At 41.9% G+C, this 26,295-nt stretch carries 21 protein-coding genes and 1 riboswitch; of the genes, 14 read left to right on the top strand and 7 right to left on the bottom strand.

Annotation, left to right across the window (positions count from 1 at the left end; all coding sequences use genetic code 11):
* Positions 1-91 precede the first annotated feature (91 nt).
* The 14 genes from rpsL to QQS39_RS17075 all read left to right on the top strand — a co-directional run bounded on the left by rpsL (position 92) and on the right by QQS39_RS17075 (position 19,540).
* Positions 92-466 (top strand): 30S ribosomal protein S12, encoded by a 375-nt coding sequence (gene rpsL / locus QQS39_RS17140; RefSeq protein WP_004236497.1) that lies wholly within the window; start codon positions 92-94, stop codon positions 464-466.
* A gap of 99 nt (positions 467-565) precedes the next feature.
* Positions 566-1,036 carry a 30S ribosomal protein S7 gene (gene rpsG, locus QQS39_RS17135; RefSeq protein WP_004246897.1) on the top strand — a complete coding sequence of 157 codons (471 nt, stop codon included), beginning with the start codon at positions 566-568 and terminating at the stop codon, positions 1,034-1,036.
* A 78-nt stretch (positions 1,037-1,114) separates the two neighbouring features.
* Entirely contained in the window at positions 1,115-3,229 is a 2,115-nt protein-coding gene (fusA, locus tag QQS39_RS17130; RefSeq protein ID WP_151436285.1) for an elongation factor G, read from the top strand.
* Positions 3,230-3,296: 67 nt separating this feature from the next.
* Positions 3,297-4,481 (top strand): elongation factor Tu, encoded by a 1,185-nt coding sequence (gene tuf / locus QQS39_RS17125; RefSeq protein ID WP_151436284.1) that lies wholly within the window; start codon positions 3,297-3,299, stop codon positions 4,479-4,481.
* A 273-nt stretch (positions 4,482-4,754) separates the two neighbouring features.
* The gene (secE, locus tag QQS39_RS17120; protein ID WP_023583091.1) at positions 4,755-5,132 is read left to right on the top strand and encodes a preprotein translocase subunit SecE; all 378 of its coding nucleotides are present in this window, start codon (positions 4,755-4,757) and stop codon (positions 5,130-5,132) included.
* 7 nt (positions 5,133-5,139) lie between these two features.
* A complete protein-coding gene (gene nusG, locus QQS39_RS17115; RefSeq protein ID WP_004246900.1) occupies positions 5,140-5,685 on the top strand; it encodes a transcription termination/antitermination protein NusG in 546 nt (181 codons plus the stop codon).
* 146 nt (positions 5,686-5,831) lie between these two features.
* A complete protein-coding gene (rplK, locus tag QQS39_RS17110; RefSeq protein WP_006534703.1) occupies positions 5,832-6,260 on the top strand; it encodes a 50S ribosomal protein L11 in 429 nt (142 codons plus the stop codon).
* Positions 6,261-6,264: 4 nt separating this feature from the next.
* Entirely contained in the window at positions 6,265-6,966 is a 702-nt protein-coding gene (rplA, locus tag QQS39_RS17105) for a 50S ribosomal protein L1 (RefSeq protein WP_285805029.1), read from the top strand.
* A gap of 326 nt (positions 6,967-7,292) precedes the next feature.
* Positions 7,293-7,790, top strand: coding sequence for a 50S ribosomal protein L10 (rplJ, locus tag QQS39_RS17100; RefSeq protein WP_006534706.1), 498 nt, complete (start codon positions 7,293-7,295; stop codon positions 7,788-7,790).
* A gap of 63 nt (positions 7,791-7,853) precedes the next feature.
* Positions 7,854-8,219, top strand: a complete 366-nt coding sequence (gene rplL, locus QQS39_RS17095) for a 50S ribosomal protein L7/L12 (protein WP_023583093.1) — start codon at positions 7,854-7,856, stop codon at positions 8,217-8,219.
* 349 nt (positions 8,220-8,568) lie between these two features.
* Positions 8,569-12,597 (top strand): DNA-directed RNA polymerase subunit beta, encoded by a 4,029-nt coding sequence (gene rpoB / locus QQS39_RS17090; RefSeq protein ID WP_072071066.1) that lies wholly within the window; start codon positions 8,569-8,571, stop codon positions 12,595-12,597.
* A 122-nt stretch (positions 12,598-12,719) separates the two neighbouring features.
* Positions 12,720-16,946 (top strand): DNA-directed RNA polymerase subunit beta', encoded by a 4,227-nt coding sequence (gene rpoC / locus QQS39_RS17085; RefSeq protein ID WP_151436282.1) that lies wholly within the window; start codon positions 12,720-12,722, stop codon positions 16,944-16,946.
* A 79-nt stretch (positions 16,947-17,025) separates the two neighbouring features.
* Entirely contained in the window at positions 17,026-18,381 is a 1,356-nt protein-coding gene (locus tag QQS39_RS17080) for a polysaccharide deacetylase family protein (RefSeq protein ID WP_285805028.1), read from the top strand.
* A gap of 190 nt (positions 18,382-18,571) precedes the next feature.
* Complete coding sequence (locus QQS39_RS17075; protein WP_285805027.1) at positions 18,572-19,540, top strand: Rpn family recombination-promoting nuclease/putative transposase; 969 nt, start codon at positions 18,572-18,574, stop codon at positions 19,538-19,540.
* Between the two features lie 228 nt (positions 19,541-19,768).
* Here the strand turns inward: QQS39_RS17075 and thiH are convergent, their stop codons facing one another.
* From thiH to QQS39_RS17040, 7 genes are all read right to left on the bottom strand, one after another.
* Positions 19,769-20,887: a 2-iminoacetate synthase ThiH gene (thiH, locus tag QQS39_RS17070; RefSeq protein WP_196571643.1), complete on the bottom strand. Its 1,119-nt coding sequence runs from the start codon at positions 20,885-20,887 to the stop codon at positions 19,769-19,771.
* A complete protein-coding gene (locus tag QQS39_RS17065) occupies positions 20,887-21,666 on the bottom strand; it encodes a thiazole synthase (protein ID WP_285805026.1) in 780 nt (259 codons plus the stop codon). The genes thiH and QQS39_RS17065 overlap by 1 nt, the downstream gene beginning before the upstream one ends.
* Before the next feature lies 1 nt (position 21,667).
* On the bottom strand, positions 21,668-21,868 hold the full coding sequence (gene thiS, locus QQS39_RS17060) for a sulfur carrier protein ThiS (protein ID WP_099074912.1): 201 nt from the start codon (positions 21,866-21,868) through the stop codon (positions 21,668-21,670).
* Positions 21,865-22,614, bottom strand: a complete 750-nt coding sequence (gene thiF, locus QQS39_RS17055) for a thiazole biosynthesis adenylyltransferase ThiF (RefSeq protein WP_285805025.1) — start codon at positions 22,612-22,614, stop codon at positions 21,865-21,867. Before thiF ends, thiS begins: the two co-directional genes overlap by 4 nt.
* On the bottom strand, positions 22,608-23,255 hold the full coding sequence (gene thiE / locus QQS39_RS17050; RefSeq protein ID WP_285805024.1) for a thiamine phosphate synthase: 648 nt from the start codon (positions 23,253-23,255) through the stop codon (positions 22,608-22,610). Before thiE ends, thiF begins: the two co-directional genes overlap by 7 nt.
* Positions 23,239-25,191 carry a phosphomethylpyrimidine synthase ThiC gene (thiC, locus tag QQS39_RS17045; protein ID WP_285805023.1) on the bottom strand — a complete coding sequence of 651 codons (1,953 nt, stop codon included), beginning with the start codon at positions 25,189-25,191 and terminating at the stop codon, positions 23,239-23,241. The genes thiE and thiC overlap by 17 nt, the downstream gene beginning before the upstream one ends.
* Before the next feature lie 140 nt (positions 25,192-25,331).
* Positions 25,332-25,454, bottom strand: a riboswitch (TPP riboswitch).
* Positions 25,455-25,498: 44 nt separating this feature from the next.
* A complete protein-coding gene (locus QQS39_RS17040; RefSeq protein WP_285805022.1) occupies positions 25,499-26,179 on the bottom strand; it encodes an HAD family hydrolase in 681 nt (226 codons plus the stop codon).
* Between the last annotated feature and the right edge of the window lie 116 nt (positions 26,180-26,295).

The raw sequence follows: 26,295 nt of genomic DNA, 5'->3' as shown, positions 1-26,295 counted from the left end.
CAATAAAATTCTGCGTCCTCATGTTTTGTCTTGTTGACAAGACAGAGTTCAAATCCGTGTTTACGAAGCAAAAACCAGGAGCTTTTTTTAAATGGCAACTATTAATCAGCTGGTACGCAAATCTCGTAGCTCGAAAGTTGTTAAAAGCAACGTTCCAGCTCTGGAAGCTTGCCCGCAAAAACGTGGCGTATGTACTCGTGTATATACTACCACTCCAAAAAAACCAAACTCAGCACTGCGTAAAGTATGCCGTGTGCGTTTGACTAACGGTTTCGAAGTTTCTTCCTACATCGGTGGTGAAGGCCACAACTTGCAGGAGCACTCCGTAATCTTAATCCGTGGTGGTCGTGTTAAAGACTTACCAGGTGTGCGTTACCACACTGTTCGCGGCGCGCTGGACTGTTCTGGTGTTAAAGACCGTAAACAAGCTCGTTCTAAGTACGGTGTGAAGAAGCCAAAGGCTTAATGGTTCTCCGTTAAGTAAGGCCAAACATTTTTTCACAAATAATGTCAAAATAAACTCATTGAGTTTTGGACAACCCTGAATTTTAAACGGAGTATTTCCATGCCACGTCGTCGTGTAATTGGTCAACGTAAAATTCTGCCAGATCCTAAGTTCGGATCAGAACTGCTGGCTAAATTTGTAAACATTCTGATGGTAGACGGTAAAAAATCTACTGCGGAATCTATCGTATATAATGCGCTTGAGACCCTGGCTCAGCGTTCAGGCAAAACTGAACTGGAAGCGTTCGAAATCGCATTAGATAACGTACGTCCTACAGTGGAAGTTAAATCCCGCCGTGTTGGTGGTTCAACTTACCAAGTTCCAGTTGAAGTACGCCCAGTTCGTCGTAATGCATTAGCAATGCGTTGGATTGTTGAAGCTGCTCGTAAACGCGGTGATAAATCCATGGCTCTTCGCCTGGCAAATGAATTATCTGATGCGGCTGAAAACAAAGGCGCTGCTGTTAAGAAACGTGAAGACGTTCACCGTATGGCAGATGCAAACAAGGCGTTCGCACACTACCGTTGGTAATCCACGGAGTATTGCAACTCTTTTCAGGACAGCTCTGCTGTCCTTTACCTGAATTGAACGCCCACGAGAGAGGAAAAAATGGCTCGTCAAACCCCCATAGCACGCTACCGTAATATCGGTATCAGTGCGCACATCGATGCCGGTAAAACCACTACAAGTGAACGTATTCTGTTTTATACCGGTGTAAACCATAAAATTGGTGAAACTCACGAAGGTTCAGCAACAATGGACTGGATGGAGCAGGAGCAGGAACGTGGTATTACTATCACATCCGCAGCAACTACTGCATTCTGGTCTGGTATGGCTAAACAGTTTGAGCCTCACCGTGTAAACATCATCGACACCCCGGGACACGTTGACTTCACAATCGAAGTAGAACGTTCTATGCGTGTTCTTGATGGCGCGGTTATGGTTTACTGTGCAGTTGGTGGTGTTCAGCCTCAGTCAGAAACAGTATGGCGCCAGGCTAACAAATATCATGTACCACGTATCGCGTTCGTTAACAAAATGGACCGTATGGGTGCAAACTTCCTGCGTGTTGTTGAGCAAATCAAAACACGTCTGGCAGCAAACCCAGTTCCACTGCAAATCCCAGTAGGTGCTGAAGAAGATTTCACCGGTGTTGTTGACTTAATTAAAATGAAAGCAATCCGTTGGAATGAAGAAGACCAAGGTGTTACTTTCGAATACGAAGACATTCCTGCAGATCTACAAGATTTAGCTGAAGAATGGCACAACAACCTGGTTGAATCTGCTGCTGAAGCATCAGAAGAACTGATGGACAAATATCTGGGCGGTGAAGAACTGACAGAAGCAGAAATTAAAGCTGCTCTGCGTAAACGCGTTCTAGATAACGAAATTATCCTGGTTACCTGTGGTTCTGCATTTAAGAACAAAGGTGTTCAGGCAATGCTGGATGCGGTAATTGAATACCTGCCAGCACCAACAGATGTACCTGCAATCAATGGTATCTTACCAGACGGTAAAGATACTCCAGCAGAACGTCATTCAAGCGACGAAGAGCCATTCTCATCTCTGGCATTCAAAATCGCAACTGACCCATTTGTTGGTAACTTAACATTCTTCCGTGTGTACTCTGGTGTGATTAACTCAGGTGACACAGTTCTGAACCCGGTTAAAGACAAAAAAGAACGTTTTGGCCGTATTGTTCAGATGCATGCTAACAAGCGTGAAGAAATTAAAGAAGTTCGTGCGGGCGACATCGCTGCTGCTATCGGTCTGAAAGACGTAACTACAGGTGATACTCTGTGTGCGATTGATGCACCAATCATCTTAGAACGTATGGAATTCCCAGAGCCAGTAATCTCTGTTGCTATCGAACCTAAGACTAAAGTTGACCAAGAAAAAATGGGTATCGCTCTGAACCGTCTGGCTCAAGAAGATCCATCTTTCCGCGTATCAAGCGACGAAGAAACTGGTCAAACTATCATTGCTGGTATGGGTGAGCTGCACTTAGACGTGTTAGTTGACCGTATGCGTCGTGAATTTAAAGTTGAAGCGAACGTAGGTAAACCACAGGTTGCTTACCGTGAAACTATTCGTGATACAGTAACTGATATCGAAGGTAAGCACGCGAAACAATCTGGTGGTCGTGGTCAGTACGGTCATGTTGTTATCGACCTGTCTCCATTACCAGCAGGTGGTGAAGAGAACTACGTATTTATCAACGATATCGTTGGTGGTGTAATTCCTAAAGAATTCATCCCAGCTGTTGATAAAGGTATTCAAGAACAGCTGAAATCTGGTCCATTAGCAGGTTACCCTGTTGTGGATATTCAGGCTCGTTTACATTATGGTTCTTACCATGATGTTGACTCCTCAGAAATCGCGTTTAAAATTGCCGCATCAATGGCATTTAAAGACGGCTTCATGAAAGCTAAGCCAATTCTGCTTGAGCCAGTCATGAAAGTTGAGATTGAAACGCCAGAAGATTACATGGGCGACGTTATCGGTGACTTAAACCGTCGTCGTGGTATGGTTGAAGGTATGGACGATCTGCCTACCGGTAAGATCATCCGTGCTCAAGTACCACTGGCTGAAATGTTCGGTTATGCAACTGACCTGCGTTCACAAACTCAGGGTCGTGCTTCTTACTCTATGGAGTTCTTGAAGTACAACGAAGCGCCTAGCAACGTCGCTCAGGCTATTATCGAAGCTCGTAAAGCGAAATAAGATCCTTTCGAGTTCAATTTAGTTTACGCTCCCTCTACTCGAGGGAGCGATATTAAGGAATATAGTCGTGTCTAAAGAAAAATTTGAACGTTCCAAACCGCACGTTAACGTTGGTACTATCGGCCACGTTGACCACGGTAAAACAACTCTGACTGCTGCAATCACTACAGTTTTAGCTAAAACTTACGGTGGTTCTGCTCGTGCATTCGATCAAATCGATAACGCACCAGAAGAAAAAGCACGTGGTATCACCATCTCTACTTCACACGTAGAATATGACACACCAACTCGTCACTACGCACACGTAGACTGCCCAGGTCACGCCGACTATGTTAAAAACATGATCACTGGTGCTGCGCAAATGGACGGTGCTATTCTGGTTGTTGCTGCAACTGATGGTCCTATGCCACAAACTCGTGAGCACATCCTGTTAGGTCGTCAGGTTGGTGTTCCTTACATCATCGTATTCCTGAACAAATGTGACATGGTTGATGATGAAGAGCTGTTAGAATTAGTAGAAATGGAAGTTCGTGAACTTCTGTCTCAATACGATTTCCCAGGTGATGACACTCCAGTTATCCGTGGTTCAGCGCTGAAAGCACTGGAAGGCGAAGCAGAGTGGGAAGCAAAAATTGTTGAATTAGCAGAAGCACTGGATTCATACATCCCAGAACCAGAGCGTGCAATTGACAAACCATTCCTGTTACCAATCGAAGACGTATTCTCAATCTCAGGTCGTGGTACAGTAGTAACAGGCCGTGTTGAGCGTGGTGTTGTTAAAGTTGGTGAAGAAGTTGAAATCGTTGGTATCAAACCAACAGTTAAAACAACTTGTACTGGCGTTGAAATGTTCCGTAAATTACTTGACGAAGGTCGTGCAGGTGAGAACGTTGGTGTTCTTCTGCGTGGTACTAAACGTGAAGAAATCGAACGTGGACAAGTACTGGCAAAACCAGGTTCAATCAAGCCACACACTAAATTCGAATCAGAAGTCTATATTCTGAGCAAAGATGAAGGTGGTCGTCACACTCCATTCTTCAAAGGCTACCGTCCACAGTTCTACTTCCGTACAACTGACGTAACTGGTACTATCGAATTACCAGAAGGCGTAGAAATGGTAATGCCAGGTGACAACATCAACATGATCGTTGAACTGATTCACCCAATCGCGATGGACGACGGTTTACGTTTCGCTATCCGTGAAGGTGGCCGTACAGTAGGTGCGGGCGTTGTTGCTAAAGTATTAGGTTAATTACTCGCGTAATTTCCTAAAAAAGGGCATCAATTGATGCCCTTTTTATGCGTTGTTTGAAAAAGAACCTATCTCATCACTAGTTTGTTGTAAATTATTGGTGAGATAGGCTCTGATACAACGAATCGAGTCCAGTATCTTGCAGATACGAATGTCATAGAGATATGACACTGTGTCAGATGCAATCATAGTTGATTTTATGGTTAGTCTGATTTGTTTTGCTCTTGCGAGGCAAGCTGGCTATTTATTTACATCATAGTGACAGGTTAATTTATGAGTGCGAATAGCGGAGCTCAAGATAGCAAACGCGGTGGTGATATCGCTAAGTGGATCATTACCGTTTTATTGCTGGCAGTAGCAGTGGGTGGCAACTATCTTTACCGTGAATTTAACCTAGCGTTGCGAGCTTTAGCTGTTGTTGCTTTGTTCGTAGCAGCAGGTGGGATCGCGTTGTGGACAACACAAGGTAAAGCAACGTTAGCATTTGCTCGTGAAGCGCGTATTGAAATGCGTAAAGTAGTATGGCCAACACGTCAAGAAACATTGCAGACAACGCTGATTGTTGCTGCGGTGACGGCTATTGTGTCATTAGTTCTTTGGGGACTGGATGGCATTCTGGTTCGTTTTGTTTCATTTATTACTGGCCTGTGAGGTGTTCATGACTGATTCTCCAAAAAAACGCTGGTATGTCATTCAGGCATTTTCAGGCTTTGAAGGCCGTGTTGCACAGTCTCTGCGTGAACATATCAAATTAAACGAAATGGAAGACTCATTCGGCGAAGTTATGGTTCCAACCGAAGAAGTGGTTGAGATCCGTAGCGGTCAACGTCGCAAAAGTGAGCGTAAATTTTTCCCAGGTTATGTTCTTGTCCAAATGGTCATGAACGATGCAACTTGGCACTTAGTACGTAATGTACCTCGTGTTATGGGATTCATTGGCGGAACGTCAGACAGACCTGCACCAATTAGCGATAAAGAAGTTGATGCGATTATGAATCGCTTACAACAAGTTGGTGATAAACCGCGTCCTAAAACACTGTTTGAACCTGGTGAAATGGTTCGTGTTAGCGATGGTCCATTCGCTGACTTTAATGGTGTTGTTGAAGAAGTTGATTACGAAAAAAGCCGCTTAAAAGTCTCTGTATCAATCTTTGGTCGTGCAACACCAGTTGAATTAGACTTTAGTCAGGTTGAAAAAGGTTAAACCTTTTTACGCTGCTTTCTTGCAAAAGGTGGAAAAGTTATCTACAATTTTCCACCTTTCGTTTTGAGTTGTTTTGTCATAAGACAGAACAAAGTAAAATCGGGGAGCCCTAGCCGGGCGATATACCCAAATTGAGGAATTAATTAATGGCTAAGAAAGTCCAAGCCTATATCAAACTGCAAGTTTCTGCAGGTATGGCTAATCCAAGTCCACCAGTTGGTCCAGCTCTGGGTCAACAAGGTGTTAACATCATGGAATTCTGTAAAGCATTCAACGCTAAAACTGAAAGCGTAGAAAAAGGTTTACCAATTCCTGTTGTTATTACAGTTTACGCTGACCGTTCTTTCACTTTCGTTACCAAAACTCCTCCAGCAGCAGTTCTGCTGAAGAAAGCTGCGGGCGTGAAATCAGGTTCTGGCAAACCGAACAAAGAGAAAGTAGGTAAAATTACTTCTGCTCAAGTTCGTGAAATCGCAGAAACTAAAGCTGCGGACCTGACTGGTGCTGACGTTGAAGCTATGATGCGTTCAATTGCTGGTACTGCTCGTTCCATGGGCCTGGTAGTGGAGGATTAATCTGATGGCTAAACTAACCAAGCGCATGCGCAATATCCGTGAGAAAGTTGAAGTAACTAAACAGTACGAAATTGCTGAAGCTGTTGCTTTACTGAAAGAACTGGCTACTGCTAAATTCGTTGAGAGTGTTGACGTTGCTGTTAACCTTGGCATCGATGCACGTAAATCAGATCAAAACGTTCGTGGTGCAACTGTACTTCCACACGGTACTGGCCGTTCAGTTCGCGTTGCTGTATTCGCACAAGGTGCAAATGCAGAAGCTGCTAAAGAAGCAGGCGCTGAATTAGTCGGTATGGACGACTTAGCTGCTAAAGTTAAAGCTGGCGAAATGGACTTTGACGTTGTTATCGCATCTCCAGATGCAATGCGCGTTGTAGGTCAATTAGGTCAAATCCTTGGCCCACGCGGCTTAATGCCAAACCCGAAAGTGGGTACTGTAACACCTAACGTTGCTGAAGCAGTTAAAAATGCTAAAGCTGGTCAGGTTCGTTACCGTAACGACAAAAATGGTATTATCCATACCACTATCGGTAAAGTTGACTTCAACGAAGTTCAGTTGAAAGAAAACTTAGAAGCTCTGCTGGTTGCTCTGAAAAAAGCAAAACCATCAGCAGCGAAAGGCGTTTATATCAAGAAAGTAAGCCTGTCTACCACTATGGGTGCAGGTGTTGCGGTTGATCAAGCTAGCTTAAACGCGACAGTTTAATCGTAGATTAGACTAAAGTCATAAAAGACTTTACCTTGGCGTCAAATTTGTATAGAATTTGACGCCTTGAGTTTAGCTATGTTGTATTTTATTCAAGTCAACATAACTAAATTCTCTGAATTTCGGTTGGAGTCTGGCCTATCCAGACCCCGTCCAAGACCGCAGGTGTAAGTAATTACTTAATTTTCCTGCGTAGACGGTGAGAGAGCCAATAAAGAATTATATATTCTGGATTCTACTCACCGTGTTTTAGCGCTTATACCATTGTGGTAATAAGTGATGTGAGTCCCGAGTTTGTACTCGGTTAATCCAGGAGCAAGAAGCTAATGGCACTAAATCTTCAAGACAAACAAGCGATTGTTGCTGAAGTCAGCGAAGTTGCCAAAGGTGCGCTTTCTGCAGTTGTTGCGGATTCCCGTGGCGTTACTGTAGCTAAAATGACCGAACTGCGTAAAGCATGTCGTGAAGCTGGCGTTACTGTACGTGTAGTACGTAACACTCTTCTGCGTCGTGCTGTTGAAGGTACTTCTTATGAAGTACTGAAAGATGCATTTGTTGGTCCAACCTTGATTGCATTTTCTGCTGAACATCCGGGCGCTGCTGCTCGTCTGTTCAAAGATTTCGCGAAAGCGAACCCAGCATTCGAGATTAAAGCGGCTGCCTTTGAAGGTGAGTTTATCCCAGGTTCGAACATCGATCGTCTGGCTACACTCCCAACTTACGATGAAGCAATCGCACGCCTGATGGCAACCATGAAAGAAGCCTCTGCAGGCAAATTGGTTCGCACTCTGGCTGCTCTGCGCGATCAGAAAGAAGCTGCTTAATAGCCAATTTCTTCGTTGCTTTATTTACGTATAAACTTTTTCTGAATTTTAGGAACACTTGTTATGTCTATTTCTAAAGACGATATCTTAAACGCAGTTGCTGAAATGTCTGTAATGGACGTTGTTGAACTGATCTCTATGATGGAAGAAAAATTCGGTGTATCTGCTGCTGCAGCTGTTGCTGTTGCTGCGGGTCCAGCAGAAGCTGCTGAAGAGAAAACTGAATTTGACGTTATCCTGAAAGCTATCGGCGGTAACAAAGTAGCAGTAATCAAAGCAGTACGTGGCGCTACCGGTCTTGGCCTGAAAGAAGCTAAAGACTTAGTAGAATCTGCACCAGCAGCTCTTAAAGAAGGCGTAAGCAAAGATGATGCTGAAGCTCTGAAGAAAGCTCTGGAAGAAGCAGGCGCTGAGGTTGAAGTTAAATAATTTAACTTCCCAGAGTGCAGCCTAACGGCTGATGGCTGGTGATTTTTTGGTCACCAGCCTTTTTGCGCTGTAAGGTAAGAGTCACTTTTTCACACTTTTTTGGTGTCTCATTACTTCAATATTTTTTGCTATTGACGACTTAATATACTGTGTTAGCCACTACGATCCACGTTCTCGAAAGCTCGGTAGTGATCTTGGCACAATGAAATGATTTAAGAGTAATAGCAATGAATATTCGGAAAATAGTTGTTTTCCTACCTACAAAAAAACAGTGTTTGCAGAATGTCGAGCCATCCTTAAAGTTAAGGACAGGCAGAGTGGGTCACTTTTCAGCGAGCTGAGGAACCCTATGGTTTACTCCTATACCGAGAAAAAACGTATTCGTAAGGATTTTGGTAAACGTCCACAAGTTCTGGATGTTCCCTATCTCCTTTCTATCCAACTTGACTCGTTCCAGAAGTTTATCGAGCAAGATCCTGATGGTCAAAACGGTCTGGAAGCAGCTTTCCGCTCCGTATTTCCTATCCAAAGCTACAGTGGTAACGCTGAATTACAATATGTCAGCTACCGCTTAGGCGAGCCTGTTTTTGATGTTAAAGAATGTCAGATCCGCGGTGTAACTTACTCAGCACCTTTGCGTGTAAAACTGCGTCTGGTCATTTATGAACGTGAAGCCCCAGAAGGCACCGTTAAAGACATCAAAGAACAAGAAGTCTATATGGGTGAAATCCCATTAATGACCGATAATGGTACCTTTGTTATCAATGGTACAGAGCGTGTTATCGTTTCCCAGTTACACCGTAGCCCTGGTGTGTTCTTTGATAGTGACAAAGGTAAAACACACTCTTCAGGTAAGGTACTGTATAACGCACGTATTATCCCTTATCGTGGCTCATGGTTAGACTTTGAATTCGACCCTAAAGATAACCTTTTTGTCCGTATTGACCGTCGCCGTAAATTACCTGCGACTATCATTTTACGCGCAATGAACTACAGCACCGAAGAAATCTTAGGTTTATTCTTCGAAAAAACATTGTTTGAAATCAGCAACAACAAGCTGATGATGACATTAGTGCCTGAACGTCTGCGTGGTGAAACTGCTTCATTTGATATTGAAGCAAACGGCAAAGTGTATGTCGAAAAAGGCCGTCGTATTACCGCTCGTCATATTCGTCAATTAGAAAAAGAACAAGTTGACCGCATTGAAGTACCTGTTGAATACATTGCAGGTAAAGTGGTTGCTCGTGACTATATTGATGAAGCGACAGGTGAACTGATTTGTGCTGCTAACATGGAAATCTCTTTAGATGTGTTAGCCCGCTTAAGTCAAGCTGGTCATAAAACGATTGAAACCCTGTTTACCAATGACTTAGATCATGGTGCTTATATTTCAGAAACTGTTCGCGTCGATCCTACAAACGATCGTTTAAGCGCATTAGTTGAAATCTATCGCATGATGCGTCCTGGTGAACCACCTACACGCGAAGCAGCTGAAAACTTATTTGAGAACTTATTCTTCTCTGAAGATCGTTACGATCTTTCTGCTGTTGGTCGTATGAAGTTCAACCGTTCGTTAAGCCGTGACGAAGTTGAAGGTTCTGGCATCCTGAGCCAAGAAGATATCATTGAAGTAATGAAAAAACTGATTGATATCCGTAATGGTAAAGGTGAAGTGGATGATATCGACCACTTAGGTAACCGTCGTATTCGTTCTGTTGGCGAAATGGCTGAAAACCAATTCCGTGTTGGTCTGGTGCGTGTTGAACGTGCAGTTAAAGAACGTCTGTCTTTAGGCGATCTTGATGCATTAATGCCACAAGATATGATCAACGCAAAACCGATTTCTGCTGCTGTCAAAGAATTCTTTGGTTCTAGCCAGTTATCACAGTTTATGGATCAGAATAACCCGCTATCAGAAATTACGCACAAACGTCGTATTTCTGCATTAGGCCCAGGTGGTTTGACCCGTGAACGTGCAGGCTTCGAAGTTCGAGACGTACACCCAACTCACTACGGTCGTGTGTGCCCAATCGAAACACCTGAAGGTCCAAACATCGGTCTTATCAACTCATTATCTGTTTACGCACAGACTAACGAGTACGGTTTCCTAGAAACGCCTTACCGTGTTGTTGAAAACAATGCTGTAACAGATGAAATTCATTATCTGTCTGCAATCGAAGAAGGTAACTTCATCATTGCTCAGGCTAACTCCGTATTAGACGATGATAATCACTTCGTTGAAGAATTAGTTACTTGCCGTCATAAAGGTGAGTCAAGCTTATTTAGTCGTGACCAAGTTCAGTACATGGACGTTTCAACCCAACAGGTTGTTTCTGTCGGTGCTTCACTGATCCCATTCCTTGAACACGATGACGCCAACCGTGCATTGATGGGTGCGAACATGCAACGTCAGGCTGTTCCTACACTTCGTGGTGATAAACCACTGGTAGGTACAGGTATGGAACGTGCGGTAGCGGTTGACTCCGGTGTTACTGCGGTTGCTAAACGTGGTGGTGTTGTTCAGTATGTTGATGCTTCTCGTATCGTTATCAAAGTTAACGAAGAAGAGACTTACGCTGGCGAAGCGGGCATCGATATCTACAGCTTGACTAAATACACTCGTTCTAACCAGAACACATGTATTAACCAAACTCCTTGCGTATCTTTAGGTGAACCTGTTGATCGTGGTGACGTATTAGCCGATGGTCCTTCAACAGACCTTGGTGAGTTAGCATTAGGTCAAAACATGCGCGTGGCATTTATGCCATGGAATGGTTATAACTACGAGGACTCCATCCTTGTATCTGAACGTGTTGTTCAAGAAGATCGTTTCACTACTATCCACATTCAAGAACTCGCTTGTGTTTCTCGTGATACCAAGTTAGGGCCTGAAGAGATCACCGCTGATATCCCGAACGTTGGTGAAGCTGCGTTATCTAAACTGGATGAATCAGGTATCGTTTATATCGGTGCTGAAGTGAAAGGCGGTGACATTCTAGTTGGTAAAGTAACACCTAAAGGTGAAACTCAACTGACTCCAGAAGAGAAACTGCTGCGTGCTATCTTCGGTGAAAAAGCGTCTGATGTTAAAGATTCTTCTCTGCGTGTTCCTAATGGTGTGTCTGGTACTGTTATCGACGTACAAGTCTTCACCCGTGATGGCGTAGAAAAAGATAAACGTGCATTAGAAATCGAAGAATCACAGTTACGTGAAGTTAAGAAAGACTTAACTGAAGAACTGCGTATCTTTGAAGCTGGTCTATTCGCTCGTATCCGTGGTGTTCTGATTGCTGGCGGTATTGAAGCTGAGAAATTAGATAAATTACCTCGTGAACGTTGGTTAGAGCTGGGCATTGCGGATGAAGAGAAGCAAAACCAGTTAGAACAATTAGCAGAACAGTATGATGAACTGAAAGCTGAGTTCGCGAAGAAACTGGAAGCTAAACGCCGTAAAATCACTCAAGGCGATGATTTAGCACCAGGCGTGCTGAAAATCGTTAAGGTTTACCTGGCTGTTAAACGTCAGATCCAACCTGGTGATAAGATGGCGGGTCGTCATGGTAACAAGGGTGTTATCTCTAAGATTAACCCAATTGAAGACATGCCATACGATGAAAACGGTAATCCAGTAGACCTCGTACTGAACCCGCTGGGCGTACCATCACGTATGAACATCGGTCAGATCCTTGAAACTCACTTGGGTATGGCTGCTAAAGGTATCGGTGATAAGATCAACGCGATGCTGAAACAGCAACAAGAAGTTGCTAAATTACGTGAATTTATCCAGAAAGCTTACGATCTGGGTATGGCACCTCGTCAGAAAGTTGATCTGGACACCTTCAGCGATGAAGAAGTGTTACGTCTGGCTGAAAACCTGAAAAAAGGTATGCCAACCGCAACACCAGTGTTCGATGGTGCAGAAGAAATGGAAATTAAAGAGATGCTGAAATTAGCTGATCTTCCAACTTCTGGTCAGATTACACTTTTCGATGGTCGTACAGGTGAGCAATTTGAGCGCCCAGTAACCGTTGGTTACATGTACATGCTGAAACTGAACCACTTAGTTGATGACAAGATGCACGCCCGTTCTACTGGCTCGTACAGCTTGGTTACTCAGCAACCTCTTGGTGGTAAAGCACAGTTTGGTGGACAGCGTTTCGGGGAGATGGAAGTGTGGGCACTGGAAGCATACGGTGCAGCTTATACTCTTCAAGAAATGCTTACTGTTAAGTCAGATGACGTTAACGGTCGTACCAAAATGTACAAAAACATCGTTGATGGTAACCATCAGATGGAACCAGGTATGCCAGAGTCGTTCAACGTATTGTTGAAAGAGATCCGTTCACTGGGTATCAACATCGAATTGGAAGACGAATAACGGATTCCATATAGACAGACTGCTAGAAATGGCAGTCTGTCAAACAGTGACTACACTGGTTTAAAGGGGTGAATGACAGGGGTCATTTGCCTGGCAGGTCTAACTCCGACAGGAGCCATTTCGTGAAAGACTTATTAAAGTTTCTGAAAGCGCAAACCAAGACCGAAGAGTTTGATGCGATCAAAATTGCTCTGGCATCACCTGATATGATCCGTTCATGGTCATTTGGTGAAGTTAAAAAGCCAGAAACAATTAACTACCGTACGTTCAAACCAGAACGTGACGGTCTTTTCTGCGCCCGTATTTTCGGACCAGTAAAAGATTACGAATGTTTGTGTGGTAAATACAAACGTTTAAAACACCGTGGTGTTATCTGTGAGAAGTGTGGCGTTGAAGTTACACAAACTAAAGTTCGTCGTGAACGTATGGGTCACATCGAATTAGCTTCTCCAGTTGCTCACATTTGGTTCTTGAAATCACTGCCGTCCCGTATCGGTCTGCTGCTGGATATGCCTCTGCGCGATATTGAACGTGTACTGTATTTCGAATCTTACGTTGTTGTTGAAGGCGGTATGACCAGCCTTGAACGCGGCCAAATCTTAACAGAAGAGCAATACCTCGACGCATTAGAAGAATTCGGTGACGAATTTGACGCGAAGATGGGTGCAGAAGCTGTTCAGAACTTGTTACAGAGCATGGATCTGGAACAAGAGTGTGAAACGCTGCGTGAAGAGTTAAATGAAACTAACTCTGAAACTAAACGTAAGAAACTGACTAAACGTATCAAGTTACTTGAAGCATTCATGCAATCAGGCAATAAACCTGAGTGGATGATCTTAACTGTACTGCCTGTGTTACCACCAGACTTACGTCCACTGGTTCCACTTGATGGCGGTCGTTTTGCGACTTCAGACCTGAACGATTTATATCGTCGTGTGATCAACCGTAACAACCGTTTAAAACGCCTGCTTGATTTAGCAGCACCAGACATTATCGTACGTAACGAAAAACGTATGTTACAAGAGTCTGTGGATGCGTTATTAGATAACGGTCGTCGTGGTCGTGCGATCACAGGTTCTAACAAACGTCCTCTGAAATCTTTGGCTGATATGATCAAAGGTAAACAAGGTCGTTTCCGTCAAAACCTGTTAGGTAAACGTGTTGACTATTCTGGTCGTTCTGTAATCACCGTTGGTCCATACCTGCGTCTGCATCAGTGTGGTCTGCCGAAGAAAATGGCTCTTGAATTATTCAAACCATTTATTTACGGAAAACTGGAAACCCGTGGTTTAGCGACAACAATCAAAGCCGCTAAAAAAATGGTTGAGCGCGAAGAAGCGGTTGTTTGGGATATCTTAGATGAAGTTATCCGCGAACACCCAGTAATGCTAAACCGTGCACCAACACTTCACCGTTTAGGTATTCAGGCATTTGAACCAATCCTTATCGAAGGTAAAGCTATTCAGTTACACCCACTCGTTTGTGCGGCATATAACGCCGACTTCGATGGTGACCAAATGGCGGTTCACGTACCACTGACATTAGAAGCACAGTTAGAAGCTCGTGCGCTGATGATGTCAACAAACAACATTCTGTCTCCAGCAAGTGGTGACCCAATCATCGTTCCTTCACAGGACGTTGTATTAGGTCTGTACTACATGACTCGTGACTGCATCAATGCCAAAGGTGAAGGCATGGTGTTAAGTGGTCCTAAAGAAGCTGAACGCGTTTATCGCGCAGGTTTAGCCTCTTTACACGCACGCGTTAAAGTACGTATCACTGAAGAGATCAAAGATGGCGAAGGTAACATCACCACTGAAACTAGCTTAAAAGACACAACTGTCGGCCGAGCTATTTTATGGATGATCGTACCAAAAGGCCTACCTTACGCGCTGGTTAACCAACCATTAGGTAAGAAAGCAATTTCTAAAATGCTGAATACCTGTTATCGCGTATTGGGCTTGAAGCCAACGGTTATTTTTGCTGACCAAATCATGTATACCGGTTTTGCTTACGCAGCACGTTCAGGTGCTTCAGTAGGTATCGATGACATGGTTATCCCTGCGAAAAAAGCAGAGATCATTGCAGAAGCAGAAGCAGAAGTTGCAGAAATTCAGGAACAGTTCCAATCCGGTCTGGTAACAGCGGGCGAACGTTACAACAAAGTTATCGATATTTGGGCTGCGGCGAATGAGCGCGTAGCGAAAGCGATGATGGAAAACCTGTCTACTGAAACCGTTATTAACCGTAATGGTGAAGAAGAACAACAAGTATCTTTCAACAGCATCTTTATGATGGCTGACTCCGGTGCTCGTGGTTCTGCAGCTCAGATCCGTCAGTTAGCAGGTATGCGTGGTCTGATGGCTAAGCCAGATGGCTCAATCATCGAAACACCAATCACAGCGAACTTCCGTGAAGGTCTGAACGTACTCCAGTACTTCATCTCAACCCACGGTGCTCGTAAAGGTCTTGCGGATACCGCACTGAAAACAGCAAACTCCGGTTACTTGACTCGTCGTTTAGTTGACGTTGCACAAGACTTAGTCGTTACAGAAGACGACTGTGGTACAACCGAAGGTGTTATGATGACTCCGGTTATCGAAGGTGGTGATGTTAAAGAACCACTGCGTGAACGTGTATTAGGTCGTGTGGCTGCAGAAGATATTCTGAAACCAGGTACTGCCGATATTCTTGTTCCACGTAACACCCTGTTGAACGAAAAACTGTGTGACTTGTTAGAAGAAAACTCTGTTGACAGCGTAAAAGTTCGTTCAGTTGTAACCTGTAACACAGACTTCGGTGTGTGTGCGAATTGTTATGGTCGTGACCTTGCTCGTGGTCATATCATTAACAAAGGTGAAGCTATCGGTGTTATCGCAGCACAGTCAATCGGTGAACCAGGTACACAGTTAACGATGCGTACGTTCCACATCGGTGGTGCGGCATCTCGTGCGGCAGCAGAATCTAGCATTCAAGTACGTAACAAAGGTACTCTGAAGCTGTTCAATGCGAAGTTCATTACTAATACTGCGGGTAAATTAGTTATCACCTCTCGTAACACAGAATTACGTTTAATTGACGAATTCGGTCGTACGAAAGAGAGCTACAAAGTGCCTTACGGTGCTCAATTAGCGAAAGGTGATGGCGAAGCAGTTAACGGTGGCGAAACTGTTGCTAACTGGGATCCACATACAATGCCAGTTGTGAGTGAAGTATCTGGTATCATCCGTTTTGCAGACATGGTTGATGGTCAAACTATCACACGTCAAACAGATGAATTAACAGGTCTTTCTTCACTGGTTGTTCTGGATTCAGCAGAGCGTACAGGTAGCGGTAAAGATTTACGTCCAGCATTACGCATCACTGATGCACAAGGCAATGACGTATTAATCCCGAACACTGATATGCCAGCACAGTACTTCCTGCCAGGTAAAGCGATTGTTCAGTTAGACGATGGCATTGCAATTAACGCAGGTGACACTTTAGCGCGTATTCCACAAGAATCTGGCGGTACTAAAGATATCACCGGTGGTCTGCCACGCGTTGCTGACCTGTTTGAAGCTCGTCGTCCGAAAGAGCCTGCAATCCTTGCTGAAATCAGCGGTATTGTTTCGTTCGGTAAAGAGACTAAAGGTAAACGTCGTCTAGTTATTTCTCCATTAGACGGTAGCGATGCATACGAAGAGATGATCCCTAAATGGCGTCAGCTCAACGTATTCGAGGGTGAGGTTGTGGAACGCGGTGATGTTATTTCCGATGGTCCAGAATCACCACACGACATTCTGCGCTTACGTGGTGTTCATGCGGTTACTCGCTATATCACTAACGAAGTACAGGAAGTTTACCGTTTACAAGGCGTTAAGATTAACGATAAACACATCGAAGTTATCGTTCGTCAAATGCTACGTAAAGTTACCATTGAGAACGCAGGAAGCTCTGAGTTCCTCGAAGGTGAACAGGTTGAATACGCTCGCGTTAAAGTATCAAACCGTGTTCTGGAAGATGATGGCAAAGTACCAGCAACGTATGCTCGTGACCTGTTAGGTATCACGAAAGCGTCTCTGGCAACAGAATCCTTCATCTCTGCTGCATCGTTCCAAGAAACAACTCGTGTTCTGACGGAAGCTGCGGTAGCGGGTAAACGTGATGAATTACGTGGCTTGAAAGAAAACGTTATTGTTGGTCGCTTGATCCCAGCTGGTACTGGATATGCGTATCACCAAGATCGTATGAAGCGTCGTCAATCACAATTGCCGACAGATGAAACTGAAACAACAATCAGTGCTGATGAAGCATCTGCAAACTTAGCAGAATTACTGAATGCTGGTTTCGGCGGATTAAAAGACTAAAATCTAATCTAGGTTAGATTGAAATGCCCTCCATTGTGAGGGCATTTTTTGTTTCTGTTCTACATAAGTAGGCGAAATGATGAGAGTAATAGCGAATAGTTTGATTATTCTATGTTTTATTTTTACTGGATTTGCTTCAGCAGTACCTTATGAACGAGGCATTCCAACAGAAGCTCAATGGGATTTAAAAACCCCCATCACAACACTGATGCAACTACGTCAACAAAAAACGCTATATGCGTTTGTGGGGGATAAATTGCGGCCTGTTGCAGAGCTTTGCCCTAATCAAGGTTTTTATGCATCAGTTGCGAAGGGGGATTACCACAAAATACAATTTGGAAATGCCCAAGGTTATCTTGAAGCGGGCTATCTAGAAGATGGCTATTTTGAAGATATTGCCTCAATGAAACCGGATAAAAAAACACGTTTCTTATCAGATAGCACGAAGAAAACCGATTATCCTATCTACGAATATTTAATTACGACAAAAAATACGCCCATCTATAGTGATAAAGATATTGCTAGCCCACAAATAGCGACACTCTTACCCAATTTACGTTATCCCGTGTTATCTCGCACAATAAAAGAAGATACTAATGAAAGTAAAATCAATTGGTTTGAAATCTCTTTAGGTGATCGCTTAGGTTATATTTCATCAAGGGATGTAAAACCTGATTTAGGAATACCGGTACTTACTTATCACCATATTCTTAAAGCAACGGAAAACCATAATTTTCGCCATACATCAACAACAACATCATTAACTGCCTTTACAGAGCAGATGAATTATTTAAAAGAAGCTGGATACGAAACGCTTTCGCTCAATCAAGTGGCTGGCTATTTAAATAAGAGTGTTAATTTGCCAGGCAAAGCGGTTGCATTAACATTTGATGATGGTCTGCAATCCGTTTATCGCTATGCTTATCCCCTTTTAAAAGAAAATGGTCAACGAGCAACACTATTTGTTATCTCATCACGAATAAAATCCAAAACACCTAAGTGGGCGCCTAATTCATTACAATTTATGAGTTGGCAGTCACTTAAATCGAGCCGTGATGTTTTTGATATCCAATCGCACTCCCATTTTTTACATCGTTTAGATAATAATAAAAAACCTATCATTTTTAGCCGTCAGTCCCACACGATTATATTAGATTTACAACGCTCACAACGTGTATTGCGATTATTAAACCCACATCAATATGCCTTTGCATACCCTTTCGGTGGATATAATCAAAGGGCAATTACGGCAGTCAAAGCGTCTGGTATGACATTGGCGGTGACGACTCAGCAAGGAAAAGTTCGTTTAGGTGATCCTCCTTTTGCGCTAAAACGGCTCTATGCTTTGAGTACAGATCCTATTGAGAAATTTGCCAGAATGGTGGGTAATGATGAATATGAAGTCGTTAATAAAAATATCGTTGTTGATAAATAATTAAAAATAAAATTTATAATCTTAAAAAATACCTTTGATATTTATTGAAGGTATTTTTTATTCTCCTCTAACTTATTCAGGTAAGATCAATAAATAACTTATATTTTTCAGATAATTATGATGATTTTTTAGTAAGGGAAATACATTTTTTTCTGTAAGCTGGCAGTCCAAATTCGGCATGGAGTCAGTTATGAATAAATCCATATCAATTTCTACTCATGATTCTGCATTCAAACGTTTTATGATGAATGTCAGTAATGCGAAAGATTTTTTCTTTATCCACTTACCTGAAGAATTAAAAAGCCAGTGTGATTTTTCGACTTTGCAATTACAGAATTCTTCTTTTATTGATATAAAATTACGTTCTCGTATGTCTGATATTTTATATTTGGTGAAAACCAAAGAGGGTGATGTTCCCATTTATTTACTTGTAGAACATCAATCTAGACCTGATAAAATGATAGCTTGGCGTATGATGCACTATGCATTTTGCACCATGAATCAGCATTTACAGCAAGGTTATAAGTCTTTGCCTCTCGTTGTTCCAATCTTGTTTTATCATGGAAAGAAGAAACCTTATCCTTTTCCTGTTAATTGGATGAAATGTTTTCCACTTTCTTCACTTGCTAATCAACTTTATTCTAATGACTTCTCTTTAATTGATTTGACCTCAATTGATGACGATATTTTGCTGACACATAAAAAAGCGGCAGTAATGGAAATTGCGATGAAACATGTTAATAGTTGTAAAGATATTAATAAGATTGCAATGCTGCTATCAAAAGCAATAAATCAGAAAAACTGCAGAGATGAAGACACTGTTGCTGTTGTACAATATTTATTCTCAATCATGGATGCATCAGATTTTGAATTCATCATAAATAAGATAGCTGAACAAGTAGATAACCATAGAGAGACAATTATGAATATAGCGTGGAGATTAGAAAATAAAGGATTTAAATTAGGTATAGATGAAGGGTTTGAAATAGGAAAAAATGAAGGTATCGAATTAGGAAAAACGGTAGGTATTGAAATAGGAAGAAAATCAGTGCAGTTAGAATTGGCAAAAAATTTATTAAAAGAGAATTTTGATCTTTCATTTATCGAAAGAGTATCTGGTTTAAGTATACAAGAAATTGAAGAATTGACCGTAGCATGATAATGCATAATAAATAGAATTCGATAAAAATAATAACAGTTGTTCTAATTTTTTTTCTAGTTAATTGCTAAATTCTAAAAAAATTAATATATAGCGTGTAATATCGTTATTATCTTTTTTAATTATGTTTTCTTAATTATTTTTTATTATTAATTATTTTAATAAAAACCACCCTTGTTATTTTTAATTAAATAAATTAAAGGTGGTTTTATATTATTTAAATTTTAATTAACGACCCAAGTAATTATCCCAGTCCTTCCATACAGGTTGTAATCCTCGCTCTTTTAATACGTTAATAACATCATTTACATGGCGATTATCATTAGGTGAAAACTGTTCTAACTCTTCATGACTATCAGAATATCCACCGGGTTGAGTTTTAGAACCTGCGCTAATGTTATTAATGGCTAATGGCACCGTGTTATCGCGAAAATAAGGCGATTCTCGTGTTGAAAGTGAAAGCTCCACATCCGGTGCTAAAATGCGAAAAGCACAGATAAGTTGTACTAATTCTGCTTCACTCATTACCGATGCAGGGCTAAGCCCACCAGCGCAAGGGCGTAACCGAGGAAAAGAGATAGAATAACGACTTTTCCAATAGCGTTTTTGTAAGAACAAGAGATGTTCTGCCACCATATAGCAATCGCTACGCCACTGGCTTGAAAGACCAATCAATGCACCTAATCCAATCTTATCAATGCCTGCTTGCCCTAATCTATCAGGTGTTTGCAGCCGCCAGTGAAAATCTTGTTTTTTGCCTTTTAGGTGATGAAGCTGATAAGTGGGTTCATGATAGGTTTCTTGGTAAACCATCACGCCATCAATGCCTAGTGTTTTTAATTCTGCATATTCTTCTGTTGCAAGAGGTTGTACTTCCATCATTAATAAACTGAAATGCTGTCGAATGAGAGGGATGTACTGGCGAAAATAATCCATACCCACTTTTCTTTGGTGTTCTCCAGTCACTAATAACAAGCTATCAAAACCTAACTGCCTGATACTATTACATTCGGCAACTATTTCACTTTCATTTAATGTTTTACGTTTAATGGCATTACTCATTGAAAAACCACAATAAGTACAGTCATTCGCACATAAATTAGAAAGATAAAGCGGCACATACAGTCCCACTACATTACCAAAACGTTGTCGAGTGAGTTGTTGAGCGCGTTGTGCCATTGGCTCTAAATAATGTCGCCCTGCAGGCGAAATCAGTGCCATAAAATCATCAAGTGTAAGGGAATGGCGATTTAATGCGGCTTCAACATCTGCATTAGTTTTACTATTGAGTTTTAATGTAATGTCATCCCAGTCGAGTTGTTGCCAATAATCAGAAAAAGTGTCCATTAGAATGCCTCTAAATATTGAGTTAATGGGCTAGAGGCTTGTGCTTGCATATTCACAACTGAAGTGGGTGTAGCAAGCCCTGATTGTCGAGCAAGTTCACCAGCATCAAGGGCTGCTTTAAAGGCTTGTGCCATTAGAACAGGATTTTTGGCAACCGCAATTGCGGTATTAACTAATACTGCATCAGCACCTAACTCTAAAGCTTCGAGTGCATGACTTGGTGCGCCAATACCCGCATCAACAACAACAGGAATTGAGGCTTGTTCAATGATAATTCTTAGAAAATCACGAGTCTGTAAGCCTTGATTGGAGCCAATAGGAGAACCTAAAGGCATTACAGCGGCACAGCCAACTTCTTCTAAACGACGACATAAAACAGGATCAGCACTGCAATAAGGCAAAACAACAAACCCTTCTTTAACGAGGGTTTCAGCAGCTTTAAGTGTTTCAATAGGATCGGGTAATAAATATTTGGTGTCAGGATGAATTTCTAATTTTACCCAATGGGTACCAAAGGCTTCTTTAGCTAAACGAGCTGCAAAAACCGCTTCTTGTGCTGTTTTTGCGCCCGATGTATTAGGTAATAATTTAACCCCTAATGATTTAAGTGGTGCGATTAAATCATCATTAGCATTCTTCAAATCCACCCGCTTCATTGCCATCGTTACTAATTGGCTACCCGAAGCTTTAATAGCTTCTGTCATTAGCGTTGGTGTTGCAAATTTTCCTGTACCTGTAAAAAGTCTAGATGTGAATGTTGTATCAGCAATTTTTAACATATCAGCCCCCTGCAATTGCTTGGAAGAGAAGAATAGTATCGCCATCATTAATAAAATGTGTTTCCCAATTTTCACGGGGAACAATGGTTTCATTGATAGCAAGTGCTACACCAATGGATGGTTGCTCTAACTGAATAAGGAGCTGACAGAGAGTGACAGGCATATCCAGAGAATATTGTTCGTCATTTACGGTAATGTTCATGCTACCCCTCGACAAACAGGACATGTTTTTGATGGTGTTAAATGCAAAGTACTCCAATTTTGTTTTCTACCATCGAAAAGGCGGAGTTTTCCACTTAGAGAGCAAGGTAAACCAGAAAGCAATTTAATCGCTTCAAGTGCCTGAAGTGTGCCAATTACGCCCACAACAGGGCCTAGAATTCCGGCTGTTCTGCAATTTCTTTGTGGTTCAGTCTCATCAGGATAAAGGCAGTGATAGCAACCGTGAGTAAAAGGAGGTTCAAACACCATAAGCTGACCACTAAACCCTACGGCACTGCCACTAATAAGCGGAGTTTGCTGTGCAACACAAGCACGATTAATCGCTTGGCGTGTGAGCATGTTATCGGTGCAATCTAAAACTAAATCGACCTTTTTAACTAATTTAGATAATGAATCATCATCAATACGTTGTTTATAAGAGGTAATTTTTATATCCGGATTTAGTGCATGTAGAGACTGCTTTGCGACCTCTGATTTTGCATCAGGAATATCTTGAGTACGATAAAGAATTTGACGTTGTAGATTAGAGACATGTAACTCATCATCATCCACTAAAATAAGCTCACCAATACCTGCACCAGCAAGATAAAGTGATGCGGGAGAGCCTAATCCACCAAGCCCAATAATCAGTACTTTTGCTTGTTGAAGTTTGTTTTGACCTTCTAAGCCAATATCTTCTAACATTACTTGTCGGCTATAACGCATAAAATCATTATCATTTAGCATGATGGTTTTCCTTCTACTAATTCTAATAATTTACGAGTCACTTGTTGCCAATCTGGCGCTTTTGTTATTGCACTGACCAAGGCAACGCTCCCCACACCGGTTGCAACAACATCAGGTACTCTTTCTAGTGAGATCCCACCAATAGCAACTATTGGAAAATCAGGTGTCTGCTCTACTTGATGTCTGAGTGCCTTTAAACCTTGAGGTTTAGATGGCATATCTTTTGTGGTGGTTGGAAATATATGCCCTAGCGCGATGTAAGATGGACGTAATGTTTTCGCTCTTTGTAATTCAACTTCGTCATGAGTGGAAATACCAAGGCGTAATCCTGATTGTTTAATGGCATTAAGGTCGGCAATATCGAGATCTTCTTGACCAAGATGAACACCGTAAGCGTGATGTTTAATGGCGAGTTGCCAATAATCATTGATAAACAGTCTTGCATGATACTGTTTGCCCAATTTTATCGCTTCGATGATCTCTTGTTCAACGTCGTCTGGCTGTTTATCTTTTATGCGTAATTGCAGGGTGGTAACGCCTGTTTTTAACAGGCGCTCGATCCATTCAACAGAATCAACAACAGGATAAAGCCCCAGCTTTTTTTCTGTTGATGCAAAAGGTGTGTTAGAGGATCTGTTCATTTTCAGTTACCTCAACACTGGCGATTTCTGCACTGTGGTATAACTCACTGCCATGCTCTTTAAAGGTTTGGGACATTTGTTCCATACCCGCCGCATAATCACGCACTTCTTGCGTTATTTTCATTGAGCAGAATTTAGGACCACACATCGAACAGAAATGAGCGACTTTTCCTGAAGCCTGAGGGAGCGTTTCATCGTGATATTGACGCGCGGTTTCAGGATCAAGCGCCAAGTTAAATTGGTCTTCCCATCTAAACTCAAAGCGTGCTTTCGACATTGCATTATCACGAATTTGAGCGCCGGGATGCCCTTTGGCTAAATCGGCTGCATGAGCGGCAATTTTATAAGTGATAAGACCTTGTTTCACATCTTCTTTATTAGGTAAGCCAAGGTGTTCTTTAGGGGTGACATAACAGAGCATTGCACAACCAAACCAGCCAATCATTGCCGCACCAATACCTGAGGTAAAGTGATCATAACCCGGTGCAATATCTGTAGTGAGCGGACCTAATGTATAAAATGGTGCTTCATGACAATGTTCCAATTCTTCGGTCATATTGCGGCGGATCATCTGCATTGGCACATGACCAGGACCTTCAATCATCACCTGAACATCATATTCCCAAGCAATTTTTGTCAGCTCACCTAAGGTATGTAATTCAGAAAATTGTGCTTCATCATTGGCATCTTGAATAGAACCCGGTCTTAACCCATCACCCAATGAGAGGGAAACATCATAAGCGGCACAAATTTCGCAGATTTCACGGAAATGTTCGTAGAGGAAATTTTCTTTATGATGTGATAAACACCATTTCGCCATTATCGAACCGCCACGAGACACAATACCCGTTAGACGTTTTGCTGTCATTGGCACATAACGTAACAATACACCGGCATGAATAGTAAAATAATCAACCCCTTGCTCTGCTTGCTCAAGCAAGGTATCGCGGAACATTTCCCAAGTGAGATCTTCAGCAATACCGTTAACTTTCTCCAGTGCTTGATAAATTGGAACTGTACCAATAGGAACAGGGCTATTGCGAATGATCCACTCACGCGTTTCATGAATATAACGACCTGTTGAGAGATCCATTACGGTATCCGCTCCCCAGCGTGTAGACCAAATTAGCTTTTCAACTTCTTCTTCAATCGAGGAAGTGACCGATGAGTTTCCGATATTGGCATTCACTTTGACTAGGAAATTACGACCAATAATCATTGGCTCTGATTCTGGGTGATTGATATTGGCAGGAATGATTGCGCGACCCGCTGCAACTTCTTGGCGAACAAACTCAGGGGTAATATTGTCAGGGAGATGAGCGCCAAAGCTAAATCCTGCGTGCTGTTGGCGTAAAACTTTGCTACGAATTCTCTCTCGCCCCATATTTTCACGAATAGCAATAAACTCCATTTCAGGCGTAATAATGCCTTGGCGAGCATAATGTAATTGCGTCACTCTTTTGCCATTTAACGCTTTTTTCGGCTTTGGTTTTAAGGGGAAACGTAGATGTTCTAATCCAGCATCAGAAAGGCGCTGTTGGGTGAAATCCGAACTTAAAAGTGAAAGCGTTTCGGTATCATTGCGCTCATCAATCCATGGTTGGCGTATTTTTTTTAATCCAAGATTAACGTCAAGTTGAGAAGCCGGATCGCCATAAGGACCTGATGTGTCATACACAGGTACAGGTTCATTATCTTCAAAAACAGGGGAGTCTTTAGAGCCTCCGACTAGCGTTTTATCAAGTTGGATCTCACGCATTGGTACTTGAATGTCAGTACGTGATCCTTCAAGGTAAATACGGTTTGAATTTGGGAAACTTACGCCTTGAATAGTGCTAATAAACTCTTGAGCTGCATCACGCTGCTCTTTTCGTGGACGCTGTTTATTGTTTGTTGGTGAAATATCTTTAACGGATATAGTTTGATTTTGGGACATAGCATTTCCTAATAAATATCATGCAGGCGGTAGCCTGTCGGGTGAATATTGAGAAAAATGCTTGTCTGGAGGTCGCAGGGAGTATCGACAGATAGGTGTATATAGATGTGTAAAAAATATACGCAATGAAGCTATCAAAAGGTCGAATCACTCTTGTTCCCTTCGCGGGTATTAACCCGATCAGGTTCCGCGGATCCCGAATTAACGGTCTCAGCCTGTGTTTATAATAGCCTTATAAACACTAGGCACTCCGACAAGAAGATGTCCAGTATATGAAAGATTTTAAAAACTACAAGTCCGACATGGGTTATTTATTTAACGCCCAGTGTTGCTGTTCCCATGCTTTTTCATCTGCAGTTTGTACTAATTTGGGGTCGGCATTAACCGCTATAACATGATTGGCTTGGTAACATAAAGGGAGGTCATTGGATGAATCCGTATAGAAATAAATATAAATATTATTTATGTTATTGGCTTTTTTCCATTGATTTAAACGCTCAACTTTTCCTTCTCGAAATGTAGGAATACCTTCAATCAATCCAGTGTAATGATTGTCCTTAATTTGCATATCAATGCCCATTGAAATATCCGCATTGAGTTGCTTTGCAATCACATGAACTAAAAAAGACATTGTTGCTGAAATAATCATAACGGGAATATTTTGTTGTCGATATTGTGTAATTATTGATATTCCTTGTGGATAAAGCAGAGGTTGAATTTTTGTTTTAGTGAAGTCATTAACCCAATGATTTATCTTATTTATATCGTAATGTTTAAAGTAAGCTAAATGTTGAAAAAGATATTGGTTTATATCTAGTTTTTCAGCGTAATAGTCTGCGATCATTTGCTCATCTAGTTTTAAAAAATGAGGATCTGTGACTATTTTTTTATCCCACAAATAGTTTGTCCATAAGCGACTAGAGTCGCCAGCTAAAAGCGTTTCATCTAGATCAAAAATAGCAATCTTGTTTTTTGTTTTATCTGTCATTCTAAGGGTTCTTATTATTAATGGAATTTATGTTTATATTTTAAGAATGTTAATGAATTATAGAAGATAGTCATAATTCATTGAGTGCTTCTTGCTAAAGAGAGTATCCTTTATTC

The organism is Proteus appendicitidis, assembly GCF_030271835.1.
Classification (GTDB): domain Bacteria; phylum Pseudomonadota; class Gammaproteobacteria; order Enterobacterales; family Enterobacteriaceae; genus Proteus; species Proteus appendicitidis.
Note: the sequence above shows the minus strand (reverse complement) of the source record. Positions and strands in the feature narration are given on the sequence as shown.